This is a genomic window from Alteromonas sp. RW2A1, assembly GCF_001886475.1.
Taxonomy (GTDB): domain Bacteria; phylum Pseudomonadota; class Gammaproteobacteria; order Enterobacterales; family Alteromonadaceae; genus Alteromonas; species Alteromonas hispanica.
Window position 1 is genome coordinate 1,005,438 of record NZ_CP018031.1, and the last position, 19,944, is coordinate 1,025,381.

16 protein-coding genes are annotated in these 19,944 nt (G+C 45.1%); 14 read left to right on the forward strand and 2 right to left on the reverse strand.

The window, feature by feature from the left end; genetic code table 11:
* The 13 genes from uppS to tilS all read left to right on the forward strand — a co-directional run bounded on the left by uppS (nt 1) and on the right by tilS (nt 16,347).
* On the forward strand, nt 1-783 hold the full coding sequence (gene uppS / locus BM528_RS04525) for a polyprenyl diphosphate synthase (protein WP_071978857.1): 783 nt from the start codon (nt 1-3) through the stop codon (nt 781-783).
* Nucleotides 784-837: 54 nt separating this feature from the next.
* Complete coding sequence (locus tag BM528_RS04530; protein WP_071978858.1) at nt 838-1,701, forward strand: phosphatidate cytidylyltransferase; 864 nt, start codon at nt 838-840, stop codon at nt 1,699-1,701.
* On the forward strand, nt 1,701-2,888 hold the full coding sequence (gene ispC / locus BM528_RS04535) for a 1-deoxy-D-xylulose-5-phosphate reductoisomerase (protein WP_071978859.1): 1,188 nt from the start codon (nt 1,701-1,703) through the stop codon (nt 2,886-2,888). The genes BM528_RS04530 and ispC overlap by 1 nt, the downstream gene beginning before the upstream one ends.
* A complete protein-coding gene (rseP, locus tag BM528_RS04540) occupies nt 2,882-4,234 on the forward strand; it encodes a sigma E protease regulator RseP (protein WP_071978860.1) in 1,353 nt (450 codons plus the stop codon). Before ispC ends, rseP begins: the two co-directional genes overlap by 7 nt.
* 58 nt (nt 4,235-4,292) lie before the next feature.
* Nucleotides 4,293-6,770: an outer membrane protein assembly factor BamA gene (gene bamA / locus BM528_RS04545; RefSeq protein ID WP_071978861.1), complete on the forward strand. Its 2,478-nt coding sequence runs from the start codon at nt 4,293-4,295 to the stop codon at nt 6,768-6,770.
* Between the two features lie 72 nt (nt 6,771-6,842).
* Nucleotides 6,843-7,358 (forward strand): OmpH family outer membrane protein, encoded by a 516-nt coding sequence (locus BM528_RS04550; protein WP_071978862.1) that lies wholly within the window; start codon nt 6,843-6,845, stop codon nt 7,356-7,358.
* A 172-nt stretch (nt 7,359-7,530) separates the two neighbouring features.
* Nucleotides 7,531-7,980 (forward strand): 3-hydroxyacyl-ACP dehydratase FabZ, encoded by a 450-nt coding sequence (fabZ, locus tag BM528_RS04555; RefSeq protein WP_071978863.1) that lies wholly within the window; start codon nt 7,531-7,533, stop codon nt 7,978-7,980.
* Nucleotide 7,981: 1 nt separating this feature from the next.
* Nucleotides 7,982-8,752, forward strand: coding sequence for an acyl-ACP--UDP-N-acetylglucosamine O-acyltransferase (gene lpxA, locus BM528_RS04560; protein ID WP_071978864.1), 771 nt, complete (start codon nt 7,982-7,984; stop codon nt 8,750-8,752).
* A gap of 2 nt (nt 8,753-8,754) precedes the next feature.
* Nucleotides 8,755-9,903: a lipid-A-disaccharide synthase gene (lpxB, locus tag BM528_RS04565; protein ID WP_071978865.1), complete on the forward strand. Its 1,149-nt coding sequence runs from the start codon at nt 8,755-8,757 to the stop codon at nt 9,901-9,903.
* Entirely contained in the window at nt 9,896-10,471 is a 576-nt protein-coding gene (gene rnhB, locus BM528_RS04570) for a ribonuclease HII (RefSeq protein WP_071978866.1), read from the forward strand. The genes lpxB and rnhB overlap by 8 nt, the downstream gene beginning before the upstream one ends.
* A 45-nt stretch (nt 10,472-10,516) precedes the next feature.
* Nucleotides 10,517-13,981, forward strand: a complete 3,465-nt coding sequence (gene dnaE, locus BM528_RS04575; RefSeq protein WP_071978867.1) for a DNA polymerase III subunit alpha — start codon at nt 10,517-10,519, stop codon at nt 13,979-13,981.
* Between the two features lie 68 nt (nt 13,982-14,049).
* The gene (accA, locus tag BM528_RS04580) at nt 14,050-15,006 is read left to right on the forward strand and encodes an acetyl-CoA carboxylase carboxyl transferase subunit alpha (protein ID WP_071978868.1); all 957 of its coding nucleotides are present in this window, start codon (nt 14,050-14,052) and stop codon (nt 15,004-15,006) included.
* 30 nt (nt 15,007-15,036) lie between these two features.
* Nucleotides 15,037-16,347, forward strand: coding sequence for a tRNA lysidine(34) synthetase TilS (gene tilS, locus BM528_RS04585; protein ID WP_071978869.1), 1,311 nt, complete (start codon nt 15,037-15,039; stop codon nt 16,345-16,347).
* Between the two features lie 151 nt (nt 16,348-16,498).
* Here the strand turns inward: tilS and BM528_RS04590 are convergent, their stop codons facing one another.
* Nucleotides 16,499-17,398, reverse strand: a complete 900-nt coding sequence (locus BM528_RS04590; protein WP_071978870.1) for a GGDEF domain-containing protein — start codon at nt 17,396-17,398, stop codon at nt 16,499-16,501.
* A gap of 231 nt (nt 17,399-17,629) precedes the next feature.
* On the opposite strand from BM528_RS04590, the gene BM528_RS04595 reads away from it, so the two are divergent.
* Nucleotides 17,630-19,594, forward strand: a complete 1,965-nt coding sequence (locus BM528_RS04595; protein WP_083595203.1) for a cation:proton antiporter domain-containing protein — start codon at nt 17,630-17,632, stop codon at nt 19,592-19,594.
* A 110-nt stretch (nt 19,595-19,704) separates the two neighbouring features.
* Here the strand turns inward: BM528_RS04595 and BM528_RS04600 are convergent, their stop codons facing one another.
* Complete coding sequence (locus tag BM528_RS04600; RefSeq protein WP_071978871.1) at nt 19,705-19,938, reverse strand: hypothetical protein; 234 nt, start codon at nt 19,936-19,938, stop codon at nt 19,705-19,707.
* Nucleotides 19,939-19,944: the final 6 nt, after the last annotated feature.

Below are 19,944 nucleotides of genomic sequence, written 5' to 3' on the forward strand. Positions count from 1 at the left end.
ATGATTGGAAAGCGTTTAAACGCAGCCAAAAAGACTAGCGTGATAGGGCCAGCACCAGTTGCTGGCCCTAAACACGTTGCTATCATTATGGATGGCAATGGTCGATGGGCGCAGAAGAAAGGGAAAATTCGTACTTTCGGTCATAAAGCGGGTGTGGAATCTGTAAGAAATGTGGTGCGCTTTGCGAGAAAAAACGCCATTGAATCGCTTACTTTATTCGCATTCTCAAGTGAAAACTGGAAACGGCCGGAAGAAGAAGTAAGCGTACTTATGGAGTTGTTTAACCTTGTGTTAAATAGCGAAGCGAAGCGGCTTCATAAAAATGGTGTACGCCTCCAAGTTATTGGCGATTTAAGTGCTTTTGACCCTAAATTAGTCGAAAAAATTCGCAAAGCTGAAGAGATGACGCAAGACAATGCGGATTTAATACTTAACATCGCAGCGAATTATGGCGGCCGCTGGGACATTGTAAATGCGACTAAGCAGCTGGCAAATCAAGTCAAAGCTGGCGACATAGATGCAGAAGATATTGACGAAGCCATGTTTACCCGGTTCACGTCTACCGCAAACCTTCCCGAATTAGACCTTCTTATTAGAACTGGTGGCGAGCACCGTATTAGCAATTTCCTTTTGTGGCAATGTGCTTATGCCGAGCTTTTCTTCACCGATGTTCTTTGGCCAGATTTTAATGAAGACGAGTTTCAACGTGCTGTTGACGATTTTAACGTTAGGCAACGTCGCTTTGGCCTTACTGGTGAACAGGTTATCGTTTCTGATGATTAACCTCATTCAGAAGATTGTCGGCTTCATCCTGATTATCACAGCCAAGGGCAAATTATGCTAAAACAACGAATAATAACTGCATTAATTCTTGCGCCAACAGCGTTATACGCCATATTGTTCCTACCTATTTTTTGGTTCGAAATTGCTATTGCCGGTGTTGTAGGTATTGGCGCTTATGAATGGGCAGCCATGGCTGGCGTTTGTGAACGTCCTAAAAAGCTTCTTTTTATGGCTGGCGCTTTTGCTATATGTATCGCGCTTTCTTTTGTTGTTGATGCTAGCGTGATCTGGTATCAGGGACAGTTACATAGTTTATATACCAGTATCCTTAGCGTGGCAGTGATTTGGTGGGGGGCCTCGCTTGCTATGGTGTTAGCGTACCCTAAATACTCCAAATTTTGGCGAGACAGTAGGGTTGTTCGTACTGTTTTTGGGTTGTTAACACTTATTCCAACTTGGGTTGCAGTGATAGCACTGAGAACAAGTCTGCACGACGTAGACCCTTTCTACGGCGCGTCCCTTATTTTTTATGTGCTTGGCATTGTATGGGCAGCCGATATTGGCGCCTTTTTTGTGGGCGTGAAATTTGGTCGACACAAGCTTCGTCCGAATGTATCACCCGGGAAAAGCCTTGAGGGACTACTAGGTGGAATTGCTGCATCGTTTGCCATTATCGCATTCGCGGCGCTGCACTATCAGGTGGAGCCTTCTCGCATTTGGCTGCATTTAGCCATTGGTGGAGTTACCGTGGCAGTGTCTGCCCTTGGCGACCTGAACGAAAGTATGCTCAAGCGCTGTGCCGGTATTAAAGATAGTGGAAAAATTCTACCTGGGCATGGCGGTGTGCTTGACCGCATAGACAGCCTTACGGCTGCGTTCCCTGTCTTCGCGTTTTGTTATGTTACTTGGATGGCGTAATGCGGACAGTCACTGTTTTAGGGGCCACGGGCTCCATTGGTTGCAATACTCTTGATGTAATTAATCGTCATCCTGATAAGTACCGTATTTTCGCCATTACCGGTAACAATCAGTTAAAGCTGCTTATGGAGCAGGCCAACAAATGCTCCCCACGCTATGTGGTTATTGCTGACCCATCACATTACAGCGCGGCATTAGAGCTAGCAAAGCAGTATCAAGTTGAAGCTGAAATTCTGTGTGGACAGCAGGCATTAGAAGACGTTTCAAGCGCTCCTGAAGTTGACTCAGTTATGGCCGCGATTGTGGGAGCCGCGGGCTTGCTACCTACTATGGCTGCGGTGAAAGCAGGAAAGCGCGTGTTGCTGGCAAATAAAGAGGCGCTCGTAATGTCTGGCGCACTCTTCATTGACGCCGCGAACAAAAGCGGTGCTCAAATACTGCCAATTGACAGTGAACATAACGCGATTTTTCAATGCTTACCCCACAATTTTACCTACGGCGACTTAGGTAACTCAGGTATTGAAAAAATTCTACTTACAGGGTCGGGCGGCCCTTTCCGAGAAAGAGCGCTTGATACGTTTGGAAGCATCACGGTTGACGAGGCCAGCACTCACCCCAATTGGTCAATGGGGAGAAAGATTACAATAGACTCTGCCACCATGATGAATAAAGGGCTTGAGTTTATCGAAGTATGTTGGCTGTTCGGCGTTAAGTCCAAAGATATCGACGTCGTTATTCACCCTCAGAGCATTATTCATTCCATGGTGCAATACGTTGATGGCTCTGTGATCGCTCAGATGGGAAATCCAGACATGCGCACACCTATCGCCTATGGATTAGCTCACCCTCAGCGTATAGAGGCTGGCGTCAAGCCGCTCAATTTTAAAGAGATTGTTGATTTTAGCTTTAAAACCCCTTGTTATGAGCGTTATCCAAACTTGAAGTTAGCCATAGCAGCCTGTGAAGCTGGCCAATGTGCCACCACTAGTCTCAATGCGGCTAACGAAGTTGCTGTAGAGCACTTTTTGCACGGAAATATTAGTTTTTGTGACATCGCAAAGGTTAATGAAGCAACGCTTAACGCGATGTCGATGGTAGAAATGAACTCCATTCAGCAATTATTAGAACAAGACTCGTTGGCAAGAGTAAAAGCAAACGAGTTAATCAGAGGTAAATTTCAGTGCTAGCATTTTTTTGGAGCCTAGGCGCATTTATTCTTGCCCTCGGTATTCTTGTTGCCGTACACGAGTGGGGCCATTTTTACGTGGCACGCAAATGCGGTGTACAGGTAGAACGTTTTTCAATTGGCTTTGGCAAGCCTATTTGGCGCAGGCAGGGTAAATCAGGTACCGAGTATGTTATTGCCATGATCCCATTAGGTGGATACGTGCGCATGCTCGATGGGCGTATAGACGACGTCCCTCCAGAACTCGAAGAAAAAGCGTTTAATCACAAGCCGGTGCTGCAGCGCATGGCTATTATTGCGGCTGGCCCTGGCGTCAATTTTATATTTGCGTTCTTTGCCCTTTGGCTTATGTACTTAGTTGGGCTAGAGACAGTAAAGCCGGTGGTAAAAGCTGTCGAAGATAACAGTATTGCGGAAATTGCAGGCGTAAAAGCGGGCGATGAAATTATTAGTATCGATGGCCGACGCACACCAGATTGGGAAGCCGTTAATTTGGAAATGGTTTCCAACATTGGTGGTGAGAATACGGTAGTAACGGTCAGAAATGCATCAAATAGCGAAAAAGAAGTGACATTTAACCTGACTACTTGGAACTTTGATCCAGATATTGAGTCTCCACTAAGCAGTTTGGGTTTAACGCCATTTCGACCCGACCCAACATTAACCGTGGGTTTTGTTGGAGAGGGCAGTGCAGCGCAAGAAGCCGGCCTTTTGCCAGGTGATAAAATTACTGGGTTAAATGGCGATGAGCTTTCATCGTGGAATGCGCTAGTTGATGTGATTGTTGATAATCCCGGTGAGACTATTTCTCTTGCAATTGAAAGGGATGGACAACAACGCACCCTACGTGCCACGATAGCGCGCCGCGATACAGCACAGGGGCAAAGTGGGTATCTCGGTGTAAGCCCAACGTTTGAGCCTTGGCCTGAGGGGTATGTGTTTACGCATCAGTATGGCATTATAGAGGCTATAGGAATTGCGCTAGATAAAACATGGCGCTTAATGACACTCAGTGTCGAAATGATAGGAAAGTTACTTACTGGCGATGTGTCAGTTAAAAACTTAAGTGGGCCTATCTCAATTGCTCAAGGAGCAGGTACAAGTGCCGGTTACGGGCTTGCGTACTTCTTGAGTTTTCTTGCCTTAATAAGCGTAAATTTAGGCATTATAAATTTATTACCCCTGCCTATGCTCGATGGTGGTCATTTGATGTTTTTCATCGTGGAATGGATCACCGGCAAGCCTGTGCCTGAAGCGGTACAGGAATGGGGTTACCGAATAGGTGGCGTGCTTCTGTTTATGATTATGGGTATCGCTATTTTTAACGATATTGCTCGCATAACCTGATGAGAGTCAGGAAGTACAAAACAGCAAATATGAAACGCGGCCAGGAAAAGAAAAATAGATGAAGTTAAAACAGTTAGTAGCAGCCGGATTAGTATTATCCAGTGCTAGCTTTGCCAATGCTGCGGCGCAAGACAGTGAATTCGTAGTACAAGATATTCGAGTTGAAGGGTTACAGCGTGTAGCACTTGGTGCGGCGTTAACCTATCTACCTGTACAGGTAGGTGATGAGCTAAATACATTTCGTGTAACACAGCTTATCCGTTCGTTATATTCTTCCACTCACTTTGAAAACGTTGAAATTTTACGAGATGGTAATACTCTTGTTGTTCGCGTATCAGAGCGCCCAACCATTAGTAATATCATCTTTGAAGATAACGATGATATTAAAGATGAACAATTACAAGAGAGTCTAGACGGTAACGGTGTGAGAGTGGGTGAACCGCTCGATAAAACGGTACTCACTTCAATTGAAAACGGGCTTAAAGATTTTTTCTACAGTATTGGTAAATACAACGCTGATGTAACCGCTATTGTTACCCCATTGCCCCGTAATCGCGTCGATTTAAAGCTTCTTTTTGAAGAGGGCGACGCGGCAGAAATTGAGCAAATCAATATTGTTGGTAATGAGTTGTTTTCCGATGAAGAGTTAATGGAGTCGTTTGAACTTCAATACGATACTCCATGGTGGGACTTTTTATCTGAAACGCGCTATCAACAGCAAACGCTGCAGGGCGATATGGAGTCGTTGAGAAACCATTACCTCGACCGTGGTTATTTGCGTTTCAATGTCGATTCTACACAGGTGTCCATGACGCCAGAAAAAAGCGGCATTTACGTTGCCATGAACGTGACAGAAGGCGAGCAGTACACTATTTCCGAAGTGGAGCTTGTCGGTGATGTTCTCGGACACGAAGAATACATAGAGCGTGTGCTACCGCTTACGCCTGGTGAACTTTATAACCAAGCAGAAGTGACTTACACAGAAGAGTTTATAAGTAAGTACCTTGGCCGATTTGGTTATGCGTATCCTACTGTGACTACTGTTCCTGATATCAATGATGAAGACAAAACGGTAAAACTGACTCTGTCCGTTGATCCAGGTAAGCGTATTTACGTTAATCGTATTAAATTTAATGGAAACGTAGTTACTGCCGATGACGTCCTTCGCCAAAATGTGAGTCAGATGGAAGGTACTTGGTTATCTAATAGTCAGCTTGAGGTATCAAAAAGCCAGCTGTCTCGTCTTACTTATATGGAAAACGTAGAATTTGAAACAGTTCGAATTCCGGGATCAGAAGACAAAGTAGACGTAAACTTCAACGTTAAAGAACAACCCTCTGGCTCATTTAACGCAGGTATCGGTTACGGCGACAGAACGAAATTGAGTCTGCAAGCGGGTATTCAACAGGACAACTTCCTAGGTACCGGTAAACGAGTAGGCCTTAACCTAAGTACAGTTTCTTATCAGAAGTCAGCGCAAATAACCTATAACGACCCTTATTTCACGATAGACGGCATCAGTTTAGGTGGAAGTATCGGGTACAGCGAATTTGACGGTTCCGACTTTAACGTTATTCAGTACAACTCGAAACGTTGGTCTGTAGGCGCAAACATTGGTTATCCAATTAACGAAGTAAACCGTATTAATTTTGGTCTTACATACAGCAATGTAGAGCTTTTCAACCGTGGATTTTACGAGCAAACCGAACGTTTTTACAATCAGTTCCCTGATGGCAACGATCCTGACGCGGCGGTAAAATACGACAGCTACTTAGCTAGCGTAAGCTGGAGTAGAGTGACTTTGAACCGCGGTTTGTTTCCAACTGCAGGTTCATCACAGCGCGCTTCGTTTAGTGCAACAACACCAAATTCAGATGTAACCTATTTTAAGTCTGTGTTTGACGGTAAGTGGTATTTCCCACTATCACGTAATCAGCGCTGGTCGTTCCTTGCCCGAATTCGTTTGGGTTATGGTAACGGTTATGGCGATATTGACGGCAATGAGCAAATTCTCCCGTTTACCGAAAACTTCACCGCAGGTGGTGCAGATTCACTGCGTGGATTCGAAAATAATACCGTGGGGCCTAGAGGTTTACTAGTATCATCAACGGGTAATATCGTTGGTCCAGACGGCGAGACATTCCCGAGCGACCCTGCCGATGCAGTGATATCTTGGTCTCGACAGAGCCTTGGTGGTAACGCAATGGCACTTGGTGGTATAGAGCTTATTGTACCGACGCCATTTGTTGAAGCTGATATGGACAACTCAGTACGTACAAGTTTGTTTGTGGATGTGGGTAACGTATGGGATACTGAGTTCGATTTCGACCGATTCAGTCAGTTAGAGGTGAGCCCGAATCAGCGTGGTGAGCTATTGGACTATTCTGATTGGACTCTGTATCGCAGTGCAGCAGGTGTGTCTGTTCAGTGGGTATCACCCATGGGGCCGATGGTATTTAGCTTCTCTAGAATGATACGAGAGCGTGACGGTGATGATGCGAGATTCTTTACCTTCAACATCGGTCAAACTTTTTAAATACTTTTTAATTAGAAAAGCGGGCTCGCACTTCGTGTGTCCCAAACAAGAAGATACAAAAAGGAGTTCCCTTTGAAACAGTTGGTTAAACATATCGTTGCAGGTGCAATGTTAAGTAGTGCACTAGTCAGTACGTCAGTAATGGCAGAACAGAAAATGGCCGTGGTGGACGTGCAAGGTATTTTCCAAGCTATGCCTCAGGCTGCAGAGTTGCAAAACGCAATTCAATTAGAGTTTAAAGATCAAATTGAAGAAGTTAATCAGCTTCAACGTGACGGTCAGTTCTACGCAGAACGCCTTCAGCGCGATGCAGCAACAATGAGCGACTCAGAGAAAAAAGAACTAGAACAAAAGATCTTATCTGTTCGTGAAGAGCTTTCTAAAAAGGGTCAGCCTCTTCAGCAGGACATTCAGCGTCGCAGCAACGAAGAGCGTAACAAGTTGTTAGGTCTTATCAAGCAGGCTATCGATTCAGTAGCGGCTAAACAGGGTTACGACCTTGTCCTTAATGCTGGTGCTGTTGCGTTTGCAAAAGAAGAGCACGACTTATCTGAGCAAGTTCTAGAACAGGTTAGCAAAGCTAACTAAAACATTGCCACGGCTGGTAGTGTGTGACAATTCATCAGACCAACAACCGAAAGGTGTTGGTCTGATTTGTTTTTCGCGTTTAACAGCGTATGGTTGCCGCCGAATTTAGTTTTTACGGCGAGTTTGACCATAAATCAGTTGCTAGGTCATGCTTGAATACAGGAGAAAGTTTTTGGCCAATTCACTTAATACCATCGAAATACAGGAAATAATGGCACTTTTGCCTCATCGTTATCCTTTTCTGTTAGTCGATCGTGTCACCGACTATGTACTCGGTGAATCAATAAAAGCGTATAAAAATATCACAATAAATGAACCTTGCTTTACGGGGCATTTTCCTGGCCAGCCTATTTTTCCAGGCGTACTTATTTTAGAAGCAATGGCCCAAGCGGCTGGCGTTCTCGGTTTTAAAACCATGGGGAAAAATGATAGTTTGTATTTATACGCGGGAATAGATAATGCGCGTTTTAAGCGTCCTGTTGTGCCTGGTGATAAGCTTGAGTTTGACGTGGCATTAGTGAAGGAAAGAAGAGGGATCTGGAAGTTTAAAGGTACTGCAACTGTCGAGGGAGACTTAGTTTGCAGTGCAGAATTTATGTGTGCGATGAGAGAGATAGCATAACGTGATCCATCCAACTGCGGTAATTTCAGATAGCGCAACCATTGGTGAAAATGTCACTATTGGCCCGTTTTGTGTGGTAGACGATAACGTAACCATTGGTGATGGTTGCATATTGAAATCACACGTAGTTGTTCGCGGTAAAACGCGAATAGGCAAAAACAATAAGTTTTTCCAATTTTCGTCTATTGGCGAAGATTGCCAAGACAAAAAATATGCCGGCGAACCCACGGAACTTATCATTGGTGATAATAATGAGTTTCGCGAGGGCGTGACTGTTCACCGCGGCACGGTTCAAGATGAAGGTATTACAAAAATAGGCTCTAGAGGCCTATTTATGGTAAATGCCCATATCGCACACGATTGTGTGTTAGGCGACGATATTATTGTTGCCAACAATTGTGCAATCGCAGGTCATGTGCACATTGACGATTTTGTTATTGTTGGTGGTGCAGTGGGTATTCATCAATTCTGCAAAATAGGTGCTCACGCTTTCCTAGGCGCTGGAGGTATCATTTTAAGAGATGTCCCTCCTTTTGTGATGGTGAGTGGGCACAAAAACATTCCTCAGGGCATTAACTCCGAAGGCCTCAAGCGTAGAGGCTTTGAAAAAGATGAAGTGCTGGCGATAAAACGTGCGTATAAGGTCATTTATCGTGCAGGCAATACTATCGAAGAAGCCATAGAGGCACTTGAATCTCCAGCGAAAGACCACGAAAGCGTAGCCCGTATGGCTGACTTTCTTCGTCATGCCGAGCGGGGCATTATTCGATAATTATGACCAAGCCATTACGTATCGGCATGGTGGCCGGAGAGCCCTCTGGCGATGTACTCGCTGCCGGAATGGTGGCTGAACTGAAACGCCAATACCCTGATGCCATCATTGAGGGAATTGGCGGGCCAAATATGCAGGCCCAGGGCTTTAAGACATTATTTGACATGGAAACCCTGTCGGTAATGGGGCTTGTCGAAGTTATTTCTCACCTTCCCGCAATCCTAAAAGTTAAAAAGCAGCTGCTTGCGCATTTTGAACAATACCCACCGGATATTTTTGTCGGGATAGATGCCCCAGACTTTAATTTGCGTGTTGAAAAAGCGTTGAAAGCTCGAGGTGTAAAAACACTTCACTATGTCAGTCCTACAGTATGGGCATGGCGAGAAAAGCGTATCCACAAAATAGCAAAAGCTGCTAATCGCGTTCTCGGACTGTTCCCTTTTGAACAGAAAGTGTATGACAAGTATAAGGTACCTTATACCTTTGTAGGCCATACAATGGCAGATTCCATTGCCATAGAGCCAAACCAAAAAGAGTCAAGAATAGCGCTGGATCTTGAGCTTGATAAACCCGTGTTAGCTGTGTTGCCAGGCTCGCGAAGAGGTGAGGTAGAAACGCTTCTTCCAGTATTTCTAGAAACGATTGAAGCTATCCACAAAAAGCGCCCCAATATCCAATTTGTGATACCCGCAGCAAATGATCATCGCTTTGAGCAAATCGAAACGTTTTTATCACAGACTAATGATGCATTAGCGCGATTACCTATCCATATTACGAACACAACGTCACGAAATGCCATGATTGCCAGCGACGTAATATTGTTGGCTTCGGGTACAGCCACCTTAGAGGCAATGCTGTGTAAACGCCCTATGGTGGTTGCTTATAAACTCGCCCCGCTTACACATAAAATAATGCAGCGTCTTTACAAAGCACCTTACTTTGCTTTACCTAATCTATTGGCTAACGATGAAATCGTGCCTGAACTTCTTCAAGAGCAGGTAAATGCTGAGAATATGTGCAGCCAGCTTCTTGAATTTTTCGAAAGTGATAATTCAGCGCTTATTTCCCGTTTCACCGAACTCCACCATACGCTAAAATGTGACGCTGATAAGACAGCAGCAAAAGCGGTAGTGGAGGAGTTAGTTGGATAAATTAATAGCCGGTGTAGATGAGGTAGGCCGCGGTCCGCTGGTGGGTGATGTTGTCACCGCAGCCGTTATCCTTGACCCTTCAAATCCTATTGAGGGCCTGAACGATTCTAAAAAACTAAGTGAAAAAAAGCGCGTTGCTCTAGCACAAGAAATTCGAGAGAAAGCGCTTTACTGGAATATTGGCCGAGCTAGCCCCGCTGAAATTGACAACCTTAATATTCTACACGCCACTATGCTGGCTATGGTTCGCGCAGTAGACGGACTGCAAGTTACTCCTGATTTTGTTCGAGTGGACGGTAATCGCTTGCCTGATTGGAACTACTCATCAGAAGCGATTGTAAAAGGTGATGGCCTACATCAAGAAATATCGGCTGCATCCATCATTGCGAAAGTGGAGCGCGATAATGATATGCAGGCGCTTCACGAAGCTTATCCTCAATATAACTTTGCAGGTCATAAAGGCTATCCTACAAAAGCACATTTTGCGGCGTTAGCCGAATTTGGTGTGTTAGATTGTTATCGTAAGAGCTTTAAGCCGGTCAAGGCAATGCTTACGGGTAATAGTTAGTTTCGTAAAACAGATAAAGCGCCGCAAAATAAAAGAGAAAAAATCATGTCTTCGCCATTTATTCATTTACGTGTACACAGCGACTATTCAATGATGGATGGGCTTAATAAGGTTAAGCCTATTTTGAGTAAGGTTGCCGAGCTAGAGATGCCAGCGGTGGCCATTACCGATCAAATGAATATGTGTGGCTTGGTGAAGTTTTACTCAGAAGCTCACTCCCGCGGTATCAAACCCATAATTGGCACCGATTTTTGGGTAACCAACGAAGTATTTGGTGACGAACCATTCAGGTTGACACTGTTAGCTATGAATAATGAGGGCTATAAGAATATTACCGTTCTTATCTCTAAAGCCTATTTACGCGGTCATCTTTCCCACCGTGCGGTGATTGACCAAGAATGGCTTGCTGAACATAGCGAAGGTATTATCGTGTTATCTGGTGGTTTGCATGGCGATGTTGGCGTAGGGCTTACCAAAAATAACATCAAGCTGCTTGATTCTTCTTTGCAATTTTATAAAACCCATTTTCAAGATCGTTTCTATTTAGAGTTAGTGCGCACTGGCCGCCCGGGCGAAGAAGACTATTTACACCGAGCAGTGGAATTTGCCCAACAGCAAGACTTACCGGTTGTTGCGACTAATGAAGTTTGCTTTATCGATAAAGAGGGCTTCGAGGCGCACGAAATTCGGGTGTGTATTCACGATGGCTACACGTTAGATGATACCCGCCGACCTAAACGCTATAGCGAGCAGCAATATCTTCGTACCGCAGATGAAATGATAGAGCTGTTTAGCGATATTCCCGAAGCCATAGAAAACACCGTTGAAATAGCAAAGCGTTGTAATGTGACGGTTCGTCTCAACGAATATTTCTTGCCCCAGTTTCCAACTGGAGGCATGACAACCGAAGACTTCTTGGTCAAGGTTTCTGAAGAAGGACTTGAGGACAGGCTTGAGTTTTTGTTCCCTGATGAAAACGAGCGAAAAGAAAAGCGCCCAGAGTATGACGACCGTCTTCGCGTAGAGCTTGAAGTGATTAACCAAATGGGTTTTCCCGGTTACTTCCTCATCGTGATGGAATTTATCCAATGGAGTAAAGATAACGGAATACCCGTTGGGCCAGGTCGCGGTTCAGGTGCCGGTTCGTTAGTGGCTTATGCGTTAAAAATTACCGATCTTGACCCTCTTGAGTTTGATTTGCTTTTCGAACGATTTTTGAACCCAGAACGTGTATCTATGCCCGATTTCGACGTTGACTTCTGTATGGACAGACGAGACGAGGTTATCGATCACGTTGCTGAGCTTTATGGCCGCCAAGCAGTATCACAAATTATCACCTTTGGAACGATGGCGGCAAAAGCCGTGGTTCGTGATGTTGGCCGCGTGCTAGGTCACCCCTATGGTTTTGTTGATAGAATTTCAAAGCTTATCCCTTCCGATCCCGGTATGACGCTAGAAAAAGCGTTCAAAGCAGAGCCACAATTACCTCAAGTATACGAGCAAGATGAAGAGGTAAAAGACCTCATTGATATGGCGCGTATTTTAGAAGGTGTTACCCGTAACGCAGGTAAGCACGCCGGTGGTGTTGTTATTGCGCCCACCACCATCACCGACTTTTCACCATTGTACTGCGATGACGAGGGGAACAACCCTGTCACCCAGTTTGACAAAAATGATGTTGAAACTGCGGGGCTAGTTAAGTTTGACTTCTTGGGACTGAGAACGCTGACCATCATTCAGTGGGCTATTGATATGGTCAAAGAAGGCAAAAATATTGATATCAACATTTCTGCTATACCTCTCGCCGATCCTAAAAGTTTTCGAACTCTTCAAAATGCTGAAACCACCGCAGTGTTCCAGCTTGAATCACGGGGTATGAAAGAGCTAATCAAGCGCCTTAGACCCGACAGTTTCGAAGATATCATTGCACTGGTGGCGTTGTTCCGCCCCGGCCCACTGCAGTCGGGCATGGTAGATAACTTTATCGATCGTAAGCACGGCCGGGAGGCTATTTCATATCCCGATAAAGATTATCAACATGAGTGTTTGCAAGAAATTCTAGAGCCAACCTACGGCATTATTTTATACCAAGAGCAGGTGATGCAGATTGCCCAGGAAATGGCAGGCTATTCCCTTGGCGGCGCTGACTTACTTCGTCGGGCAATGGGTAAGAAAAAGCCAGAGGAAATGGCTAAGCAGCGAGGCGCTTTTGCTGAAGGGGCAAAGGGAAATAATATTGACCCCGACTTGGCCATGAAAATTTTCGACTTGGTTGAAAAGTTTGCAGGTTACGGGTTTAACAAATCTCACTCTGCGGCATACGCTTTGGTGTCATACCAAACTTTATGGCTAAAAGTACACTATCCGGCTGAGTTTATGGCCGCTGTTATGTCTGCTGATATGGATAATACAGACAAAATAGTGACCCTAGTTGACGAATGCGAGCGCATGGGTATTGAGATTTTACCGCCAGACCTTAACGCCGGAAAATACAAATTTACGGTAGATAGCAAAGGCCGCATTGTTTACGGAATTGGCGCTATTAAAGGTGTGGGTGAAGGTCCTATTGAGGCCATCATTGAGGCCCGAAATAGTCACGGTGCGTTTAAAGATCTGTTCGAGTTTTGTGCAAAAATAGACACCAAGAAAGTAAATAAACGAGTTTTAGAAAAGCTAGTATTGTCTGGTGCAATGGACAATTTAGGGCCGCACAGAGCGACGCTGATGGCAACACTGCCAGAGGCTCTTGCTGCTGCTGGGCAGCATGCGAAAGCTGAGTCTTTCGGTCAGTCAGATATGTTCGGGCTGTTAACCACAGAGCCCGATGAGGTAGAGCAGGCATTCGCCGATGTACCAGAGTGGCCTGAGAAGGTCTGGCTTGAGGGTGAAAAAGACACTCTTGGTTTATACCTTACTGGGCATCCAATAAATCAGTACGCCGATGAACTCCGTTATTACACCGATGGTCGCCTTGTGGATTTAAAACCGACAAATAAAGATCAAATGGCTAGTGCCGTTGGTCTGGTGCTTGGTGTTAGGGTGATGACAAACAAGCGCGGACGCCGGTGGGCAATAGTGACACTGGATGATAAGAGTGCCAGAATGGACGTACGTTTTTTCCCCGATACTTACGAACAGTTCGAAAGTGTGTTGGAAACGGACAAAATATTGCTCATAAAGGGACAGGTCAGCTTTGATGATTTCTCTGGGGGCAATACAATCACCGCCCGTGATGTTATGGACATTGTTCAGGCACGAGAGAAAAACGCGAAAGCGCTGGCGATAAAAGTAGATACCCAGACGCTTGAAACGAAAAAAATGAGTCAGATGCAATCTATTCTACAGGCATTTAATGGCGGCAGTTGTCCCGTTCAAATGGCGGTTACACACCCAGATGCTGAGGTAACGTTAGCATGTGGTGCTAAATGGTATGTAACGCCGGAGGATCAACTATTGCACGACCTCAAACAATGTTTGGGAGAAAAAGCCGTTTCAATTCTCTACCATTAATGGTCAGAGTTCGATAGATTGGACATCTCGCGTTTGTATAAACGAGCGTAGAAAGAATAGGACATAAAATGAGCATACAGTTTTTGGACTTTGAGCAACCCATAGCCGAATTAGAAGCAAAAATCGAAGAGCTAAGGTTGGTTAATCAAGGTGGTGAGTTCGACGTAGGTATTGAGGAAGAAATAAATAAGCTGCGTGGCAAGAGCGCAGATCTGACTAAAAAGATTTTTTCTGACCTCGGGGCATGGCAGGTTTCTCAACTAGCCAGGCATCCAATGCGTCCTTACACGCTAGATTACATTCCGCGAATTTTCACTGAATTTGATGAATTGGCGGGCGATAGAGCCTTTGCTGACGACAAAGCTATCGTTGGCGGACCGGCCATGTTAGACGGCCAACCGGTTATGGTTATTGGTCATCAGAAAGGTCGAGATACCAACGAAAAAGTCAGGCGCAACTTTGGTATGCCTAAGCCTGAAGGTTACCGCAAGGCACTACGCCTGATGAAAATGGCTGAGCGCTTTAATTTACCTATTATTACCTTTATCGATACTCCGGGCGCGTATCCGGGAGTTGGCGCTGAAGAGCGCGGTCAAAGTGAAGCCATCGCTAAGAACCTATTTGAGATGGCGGAGTTAACGGTTCCGATCATTTGTACTGTTATCGGTGAAGGTGGATCTGGCGGCGCGCTAGCTATTGGTGTCGGCGACAGAGTGAACATGCTTCAATACTCAACCTACTCGGTTATTTCACCCGAAGGCTGTGCGTCTATTTTGTGGAAAAGCGCAGAAAAGGCACCATTAGCTGCTGAGGCAATGGGTGTAAGTGCACCGCAGATAAAAGAACTAGGGCTTATCAACAGCATTGTTGAAGAGCCTTTAGGTGGCGCGCATCGTGACCATAACGGTATGGCCGCCAACTTAAAAGCAGTGTTAAAGCAGCAGCTAAGCCAGCTTAAAGAACTTGATAACAGCAAGCTATTGGATGAGCGCTATCAGCGCCTTATGTCATTTGGCTATTGCTAATCAAAGTATGAAAACGATGTTCCCTCAACAATGACGAATGTCATTGTGCAGATTAGTGATGCTATTGCTGCAAGTCTTTTAGAGGCTAACCAACCATTAGATGCTCCCCTCGTTATCGCGTATAGCGGGGGAGTGGATTCATCTGTACTCCTTCATGCCGCATTAGAATACCGAGATAAGCATCACTGTGATTTACACGCAGTGCACGTTCATCACGGCCTTAGTGATAACGCAGATGCCTGGACTAAGCATTGCGACCTGCAGTGTCGAATAAACGACATTGAATTCCATTCTAAAAAAGTCGACGTAGATACTTCAGCGAGAAAAAGCATCGAGGCCGAAGCAAGAAAAGCGAGATATCATGCTTTGCTCAATGTTTGCCAACAAATTGGCGGTGTTTTGCTACTTGGACAACACAGTGAAGATCAGCTAGAAACCGTGCTGCTGCAGCTTAAACGAGGAGCAGGACCGCAGGGACTTGCGGGAATGGCAGAAGCCCAGTGGCGAAATAACACCTTGGTTTTACGACCAATGCTGAATCTAAAAAAGCAGGATATTGTGAGTTTTGCCCGAGAGGAAGGTTTAAGTTGGGTTGAAGATGAGTCTAACTTTGAAACAAGTTTCGAGCGCAACTTTCTGCGAAATGACATCATTCCCCATTTAGTTGCCCGTTGGCCAGAACTGGCAAAAACCGTGAGCCGCAGCGCGCTTCTGTGCGCCGAGCAATCTCATTTAATTACTGATGCTGCTGCAAGTTATTTAAATCATTGTCAGTTATCACCCACACAGCTCGATGGTGCAGCGTTAGCGGAGTTATCTGTATCCTGGCGTAAGGCGGTTATTCGACTGTGGTTTACGCAAAATGGGCAGTTAGCGCCATCAAAAGCGCAGCTTGAAGAATTACTCTCTATGTTAAACGCAAAGCAAGATGCTACACCTGAGATGACGTTTAAGTGGGGCAAAGTAGCGCGCTCGAACGGTGATTTATATTGGGTACCAAAGCGCACCCTAGACATTCCTAAAACGCTCTCTTTTGAAAATAATAAGCCTGTTCTTCTTCCGTGGCTCTCGCTTGAGGTGACTGTGAAGGTTGACGATGCCCAATCGACAATATCACTTAAGACTGATATGCGTAGCCTCAAAATTAAACCAGAACACTCTGGTGTGTCTAAAGAGTTAAAAAACTGGTTTAAAGTCTGGAAGATACCTCGTTGGGAGCGAGAGGGGGTACCTGTTATTTTTGTTGGGGAAGAGCCTGTTGCTTTAATCGTGCACGGCGAGTGTATGTATTTAAAAAACAATCTTGGTATCGACACGCAGGTGCACATAGAACATAAATAGAACGCGTTTTTTGCGGTGATAAGCAAAATAAGCCTTGGCACAGAGCATCAAAAAAGACATGTCGTCCTTAACGGCAAATTATTGCCTCTAGCCAAAACGATAATTACTATTCAGCCTAAGTTTTTATACTCTTTATGTTTATCTGTTCTTGTTAGGCCGCTTGATAATCATTCTTTCCTGAATTTTTAACCTTATACAATGCGCTATCGGCACGGTCGAACATGCTGTTGGTACTGTCGCCTATACGATAAAGGGCACCGCCTAAGCTGCATGATACGCCAAGTTTGGCCAAATACTCAGAGCTGCTGATGCTCGTTTTAATGCGTTCCGCTGCGCACGACAGCTGTTGGTCGGTCTGACAATCTAAAATACAGCAGAATTCATCGCCGCCAAATCTAAAGGGTTCGTCCTCATCACGCAATACGTTAACCAAGTGTGTAGCGACATGAGCCAGAACTCTATCTCCCTCACTATGACCGAAGTTGTCGTTAACTTGCTTGAAATTATCAAGGTCGAGCACCAACAGTGAAAACGGTTCGTCTCTGCGCTGAGCCCAACTGCGCTGCCTCATCATTGACTGCTCAAAAGCGATACGATTTCCCAAGCCCGTTAGTGCGTCCTTCGTTGCCATTCCTTTCATGCGCAAATGTGAAACCGCATGTTTTGCTTGTTTCCCAAATAAATCATGTAGTTGGAATAAAATTTCTCGTTGCGACAAGGATAGGGGTGAGCTAATGTAATAATAAGCGTGAGCTTGTTCGCCGCTGCTTGACGCAGAGCCTTGTAATGGTAAATCGATGAGCGTTGAAGATATTTTTGCATTACCGAACACCCAACGAGAGTCGAAGTCGGTCAAACTTAGACCGGCAACGGGAAGCAGTGCATTGAGCTGTTGAAAATATAACGTTCCAAGCTCTTCAAGCTCAAGCGTTGAAAGTAGCCGATTGATAAACAAGGTCAACTCAGCAACAGAAAGTCCATGTGCTTGTGACTCTCTTGGATAAAAGCTGCTATGGTGTGTGCTATCGTATACTGTCGTTGAAAATTCCACGGCGTACCCTTTTTCGCAATATTTTGCATCGGTTGTGTGTCAAATCACTGACACAAAAGCTAGGTTTGCCGTCATGCGTAGCCAAAGACGGCAAAGATCGTCATAAACTAGAGCCTAATTGCTCTGAAACGTCGTCATTCGAGACATCTAACTATGAATTAGCAAACTAAGTGCCAATTCTTTTTTGACGCTGCTGTGCTCTTAAATTTAACAACAAATAACGGAGGTAACGTGGGAACGAGCTTTATAAATATAGTTATTCTAATGTTTATATCTGTGTGTGCTGTTGCCATCTTTAAGCGCGTACATTTACCACCAATTCTCGCTTACCTTTTTGCGGGCGTTCTCGCCGGGCCACAAATCTTATCTGTTTTTGCTCATCCCGAGCAGATGCATCTTCTTGCTGAAGTCGGCATTGTTTTTCTGCTATTTTCACTGGGTCTGGAGTTCTCCTTACCCAAATTGCTTGCTATGCGCTCCTTAGTTTTTGGTGTGGGCTTAGGGCAAATGTTTATTACAACTGCTGTGTTTACGTGTATTCCCTATTTTTTTGGCTTATCCCTTAGCGCATCAGTCATCGTAGGGGGCACACTTGCGTTAAGTTCCACAGCCATTGTTATCAAGCAAGCCACGGAAATGGGAATTCTGAATAACAGGCGCACGCAACTCGCTATTAGTATTTTGCTTTTCCAAGATCTTGCTGTGGTGCCATTTCTTATCGCTATTCCATTGCTGGCACAAACAGGAGAGGTCAGCATCGCGTTAGCGCTCGGTGAAGCGTTGCTTAAAGGCGTTTTCGTCATCGCTTTTCTGATGTCGGTGGGTAAGTGGGTGCTTCCTTGGGTGTTCAGGGAGGTGGCGAGAACACGAACCGATGAACTGTTTGTGCTAACCACTATTTTAATTGCGCTATTGGCAGGTGGGTTAACCTATTATTTTGGTCTATCAATGGCGCTGGGTGCGTTTTTAGCGGGAATGATGCTGGGAGAAAGTCAATACAAGTATCAGCTAGAGGCGGATATTCGACCCTTTAGAGATATCTTAATGGGTTTGTTCTTCGTTACGGTTGGTATGCAGCTCGATCTCACCGTGTTGTGGGACAGTCTATTCGAAATTGTTTTTGGCGTGTTTGCATTGATGCTAGTGAAAGTCATATTAGTTAGAGTGGCGTCAATGCTGGTAAAAACAGATCCTATCGACGGTTGGTCTGCTGGCGTTAAACTCTGCCAAATTGGCGAATTCAGCTTTGTTATTGCAGCCCTTGCGACAACCCACGGTGTGCTAACCACTCAGCAGTCCTCGCTTATTATAAGTATGGGGGTCATTAGTATGGCTTTAACGCCATGGTTAATGAGTAACAGCGTAGTGATTGCGAAACGTATCGTGAAAAGCGATATGACGCTAACTGACGATGACTCTCCCACAAGGCATGATACGCTGAGTAACCACGTTATTATTTGCGGCTTTGGGCGTGTCGGACAATCAGTCGCGAGAATGTTGAAGATGGAAGGCATTAAATTTGTGGCCATTGATATGGACCCTGTTCGTGTGCACGAGAGTCGTAATGCCGGTGAGCCTGTCGTGTTTGGCGATGCCAGCCAGAAAGATATTTTAATTAGTGCTGCTATTGAGCAAGCTAAATTAGTGTTAGTTACGTTCGACCAAGTCGATAAAGCTAAGCAGGTGATTACGCAGGCAAGAACTATTTCAACAACAGATGTTATGGTGAGAACTAAGCGAGATTATCAGCTAGACAGTCTCTATTCTGCAGGTGCAAACCAAGTTGTGCCTGAGTTGCAAGAGGGCAGCCTTATGCTCGTTTCCCAAGTGCTGCATTATGCCGGCGTTCCTATGTCTAGGATCCTAAAACGAGTGCGCGCAGAGCGTAAAGGACGTTACGACCATATGCACGGTTTCTACCCTGGTGAAACCACAGAGATAACTTATGGCACAGAGGATAAACTTGAGTTTATTCACGCTGTTGTATTATCTGAGCACGCGGCATATATCGGCAAGCCCATAAAGGATATTGATTTTGCGCGAATGCGCGTCACGGTGAAAGGATTGCGCAGAAACGGTAAAGAAGTAAAAGAGCCCGATGAAAACGCAGTATTACAGGCGCACGATGTGCTCGTTATTGCGGGCAAGCCTAGACGCGTAGAGCGAGCAGAGCGCAAACTTCTCGAGGGCAATTAGCCCTCGATGATAAGTAGCGCAGTCAGCCCTCGTTTAAAAATAAAGCAATTAGCCGACGTTTGTGAATGCCGGCGTTTGAAAATATAGTGTAGTGCAAGTTTGTTAGCTTTCTATGCAACGCGGTCTTTTTCTAGGTCAGCAAACTGCTTTTTCAGGTCGTACTTTTCGTCTGTAACTATTTTTTCTAACACAGAAACTCGCTCTTTCAATTCGGCAATTTCTGCTTTGTACGTACCTAACTCCTTGTCATTAATCTTCTTTTTACTTTTATCTTTTGCAGTTTCAATAATACTCACAAGCGCCCAAGCACAGATAGCAACGATAATAATAGCAGTTAAATTCACAGTGTG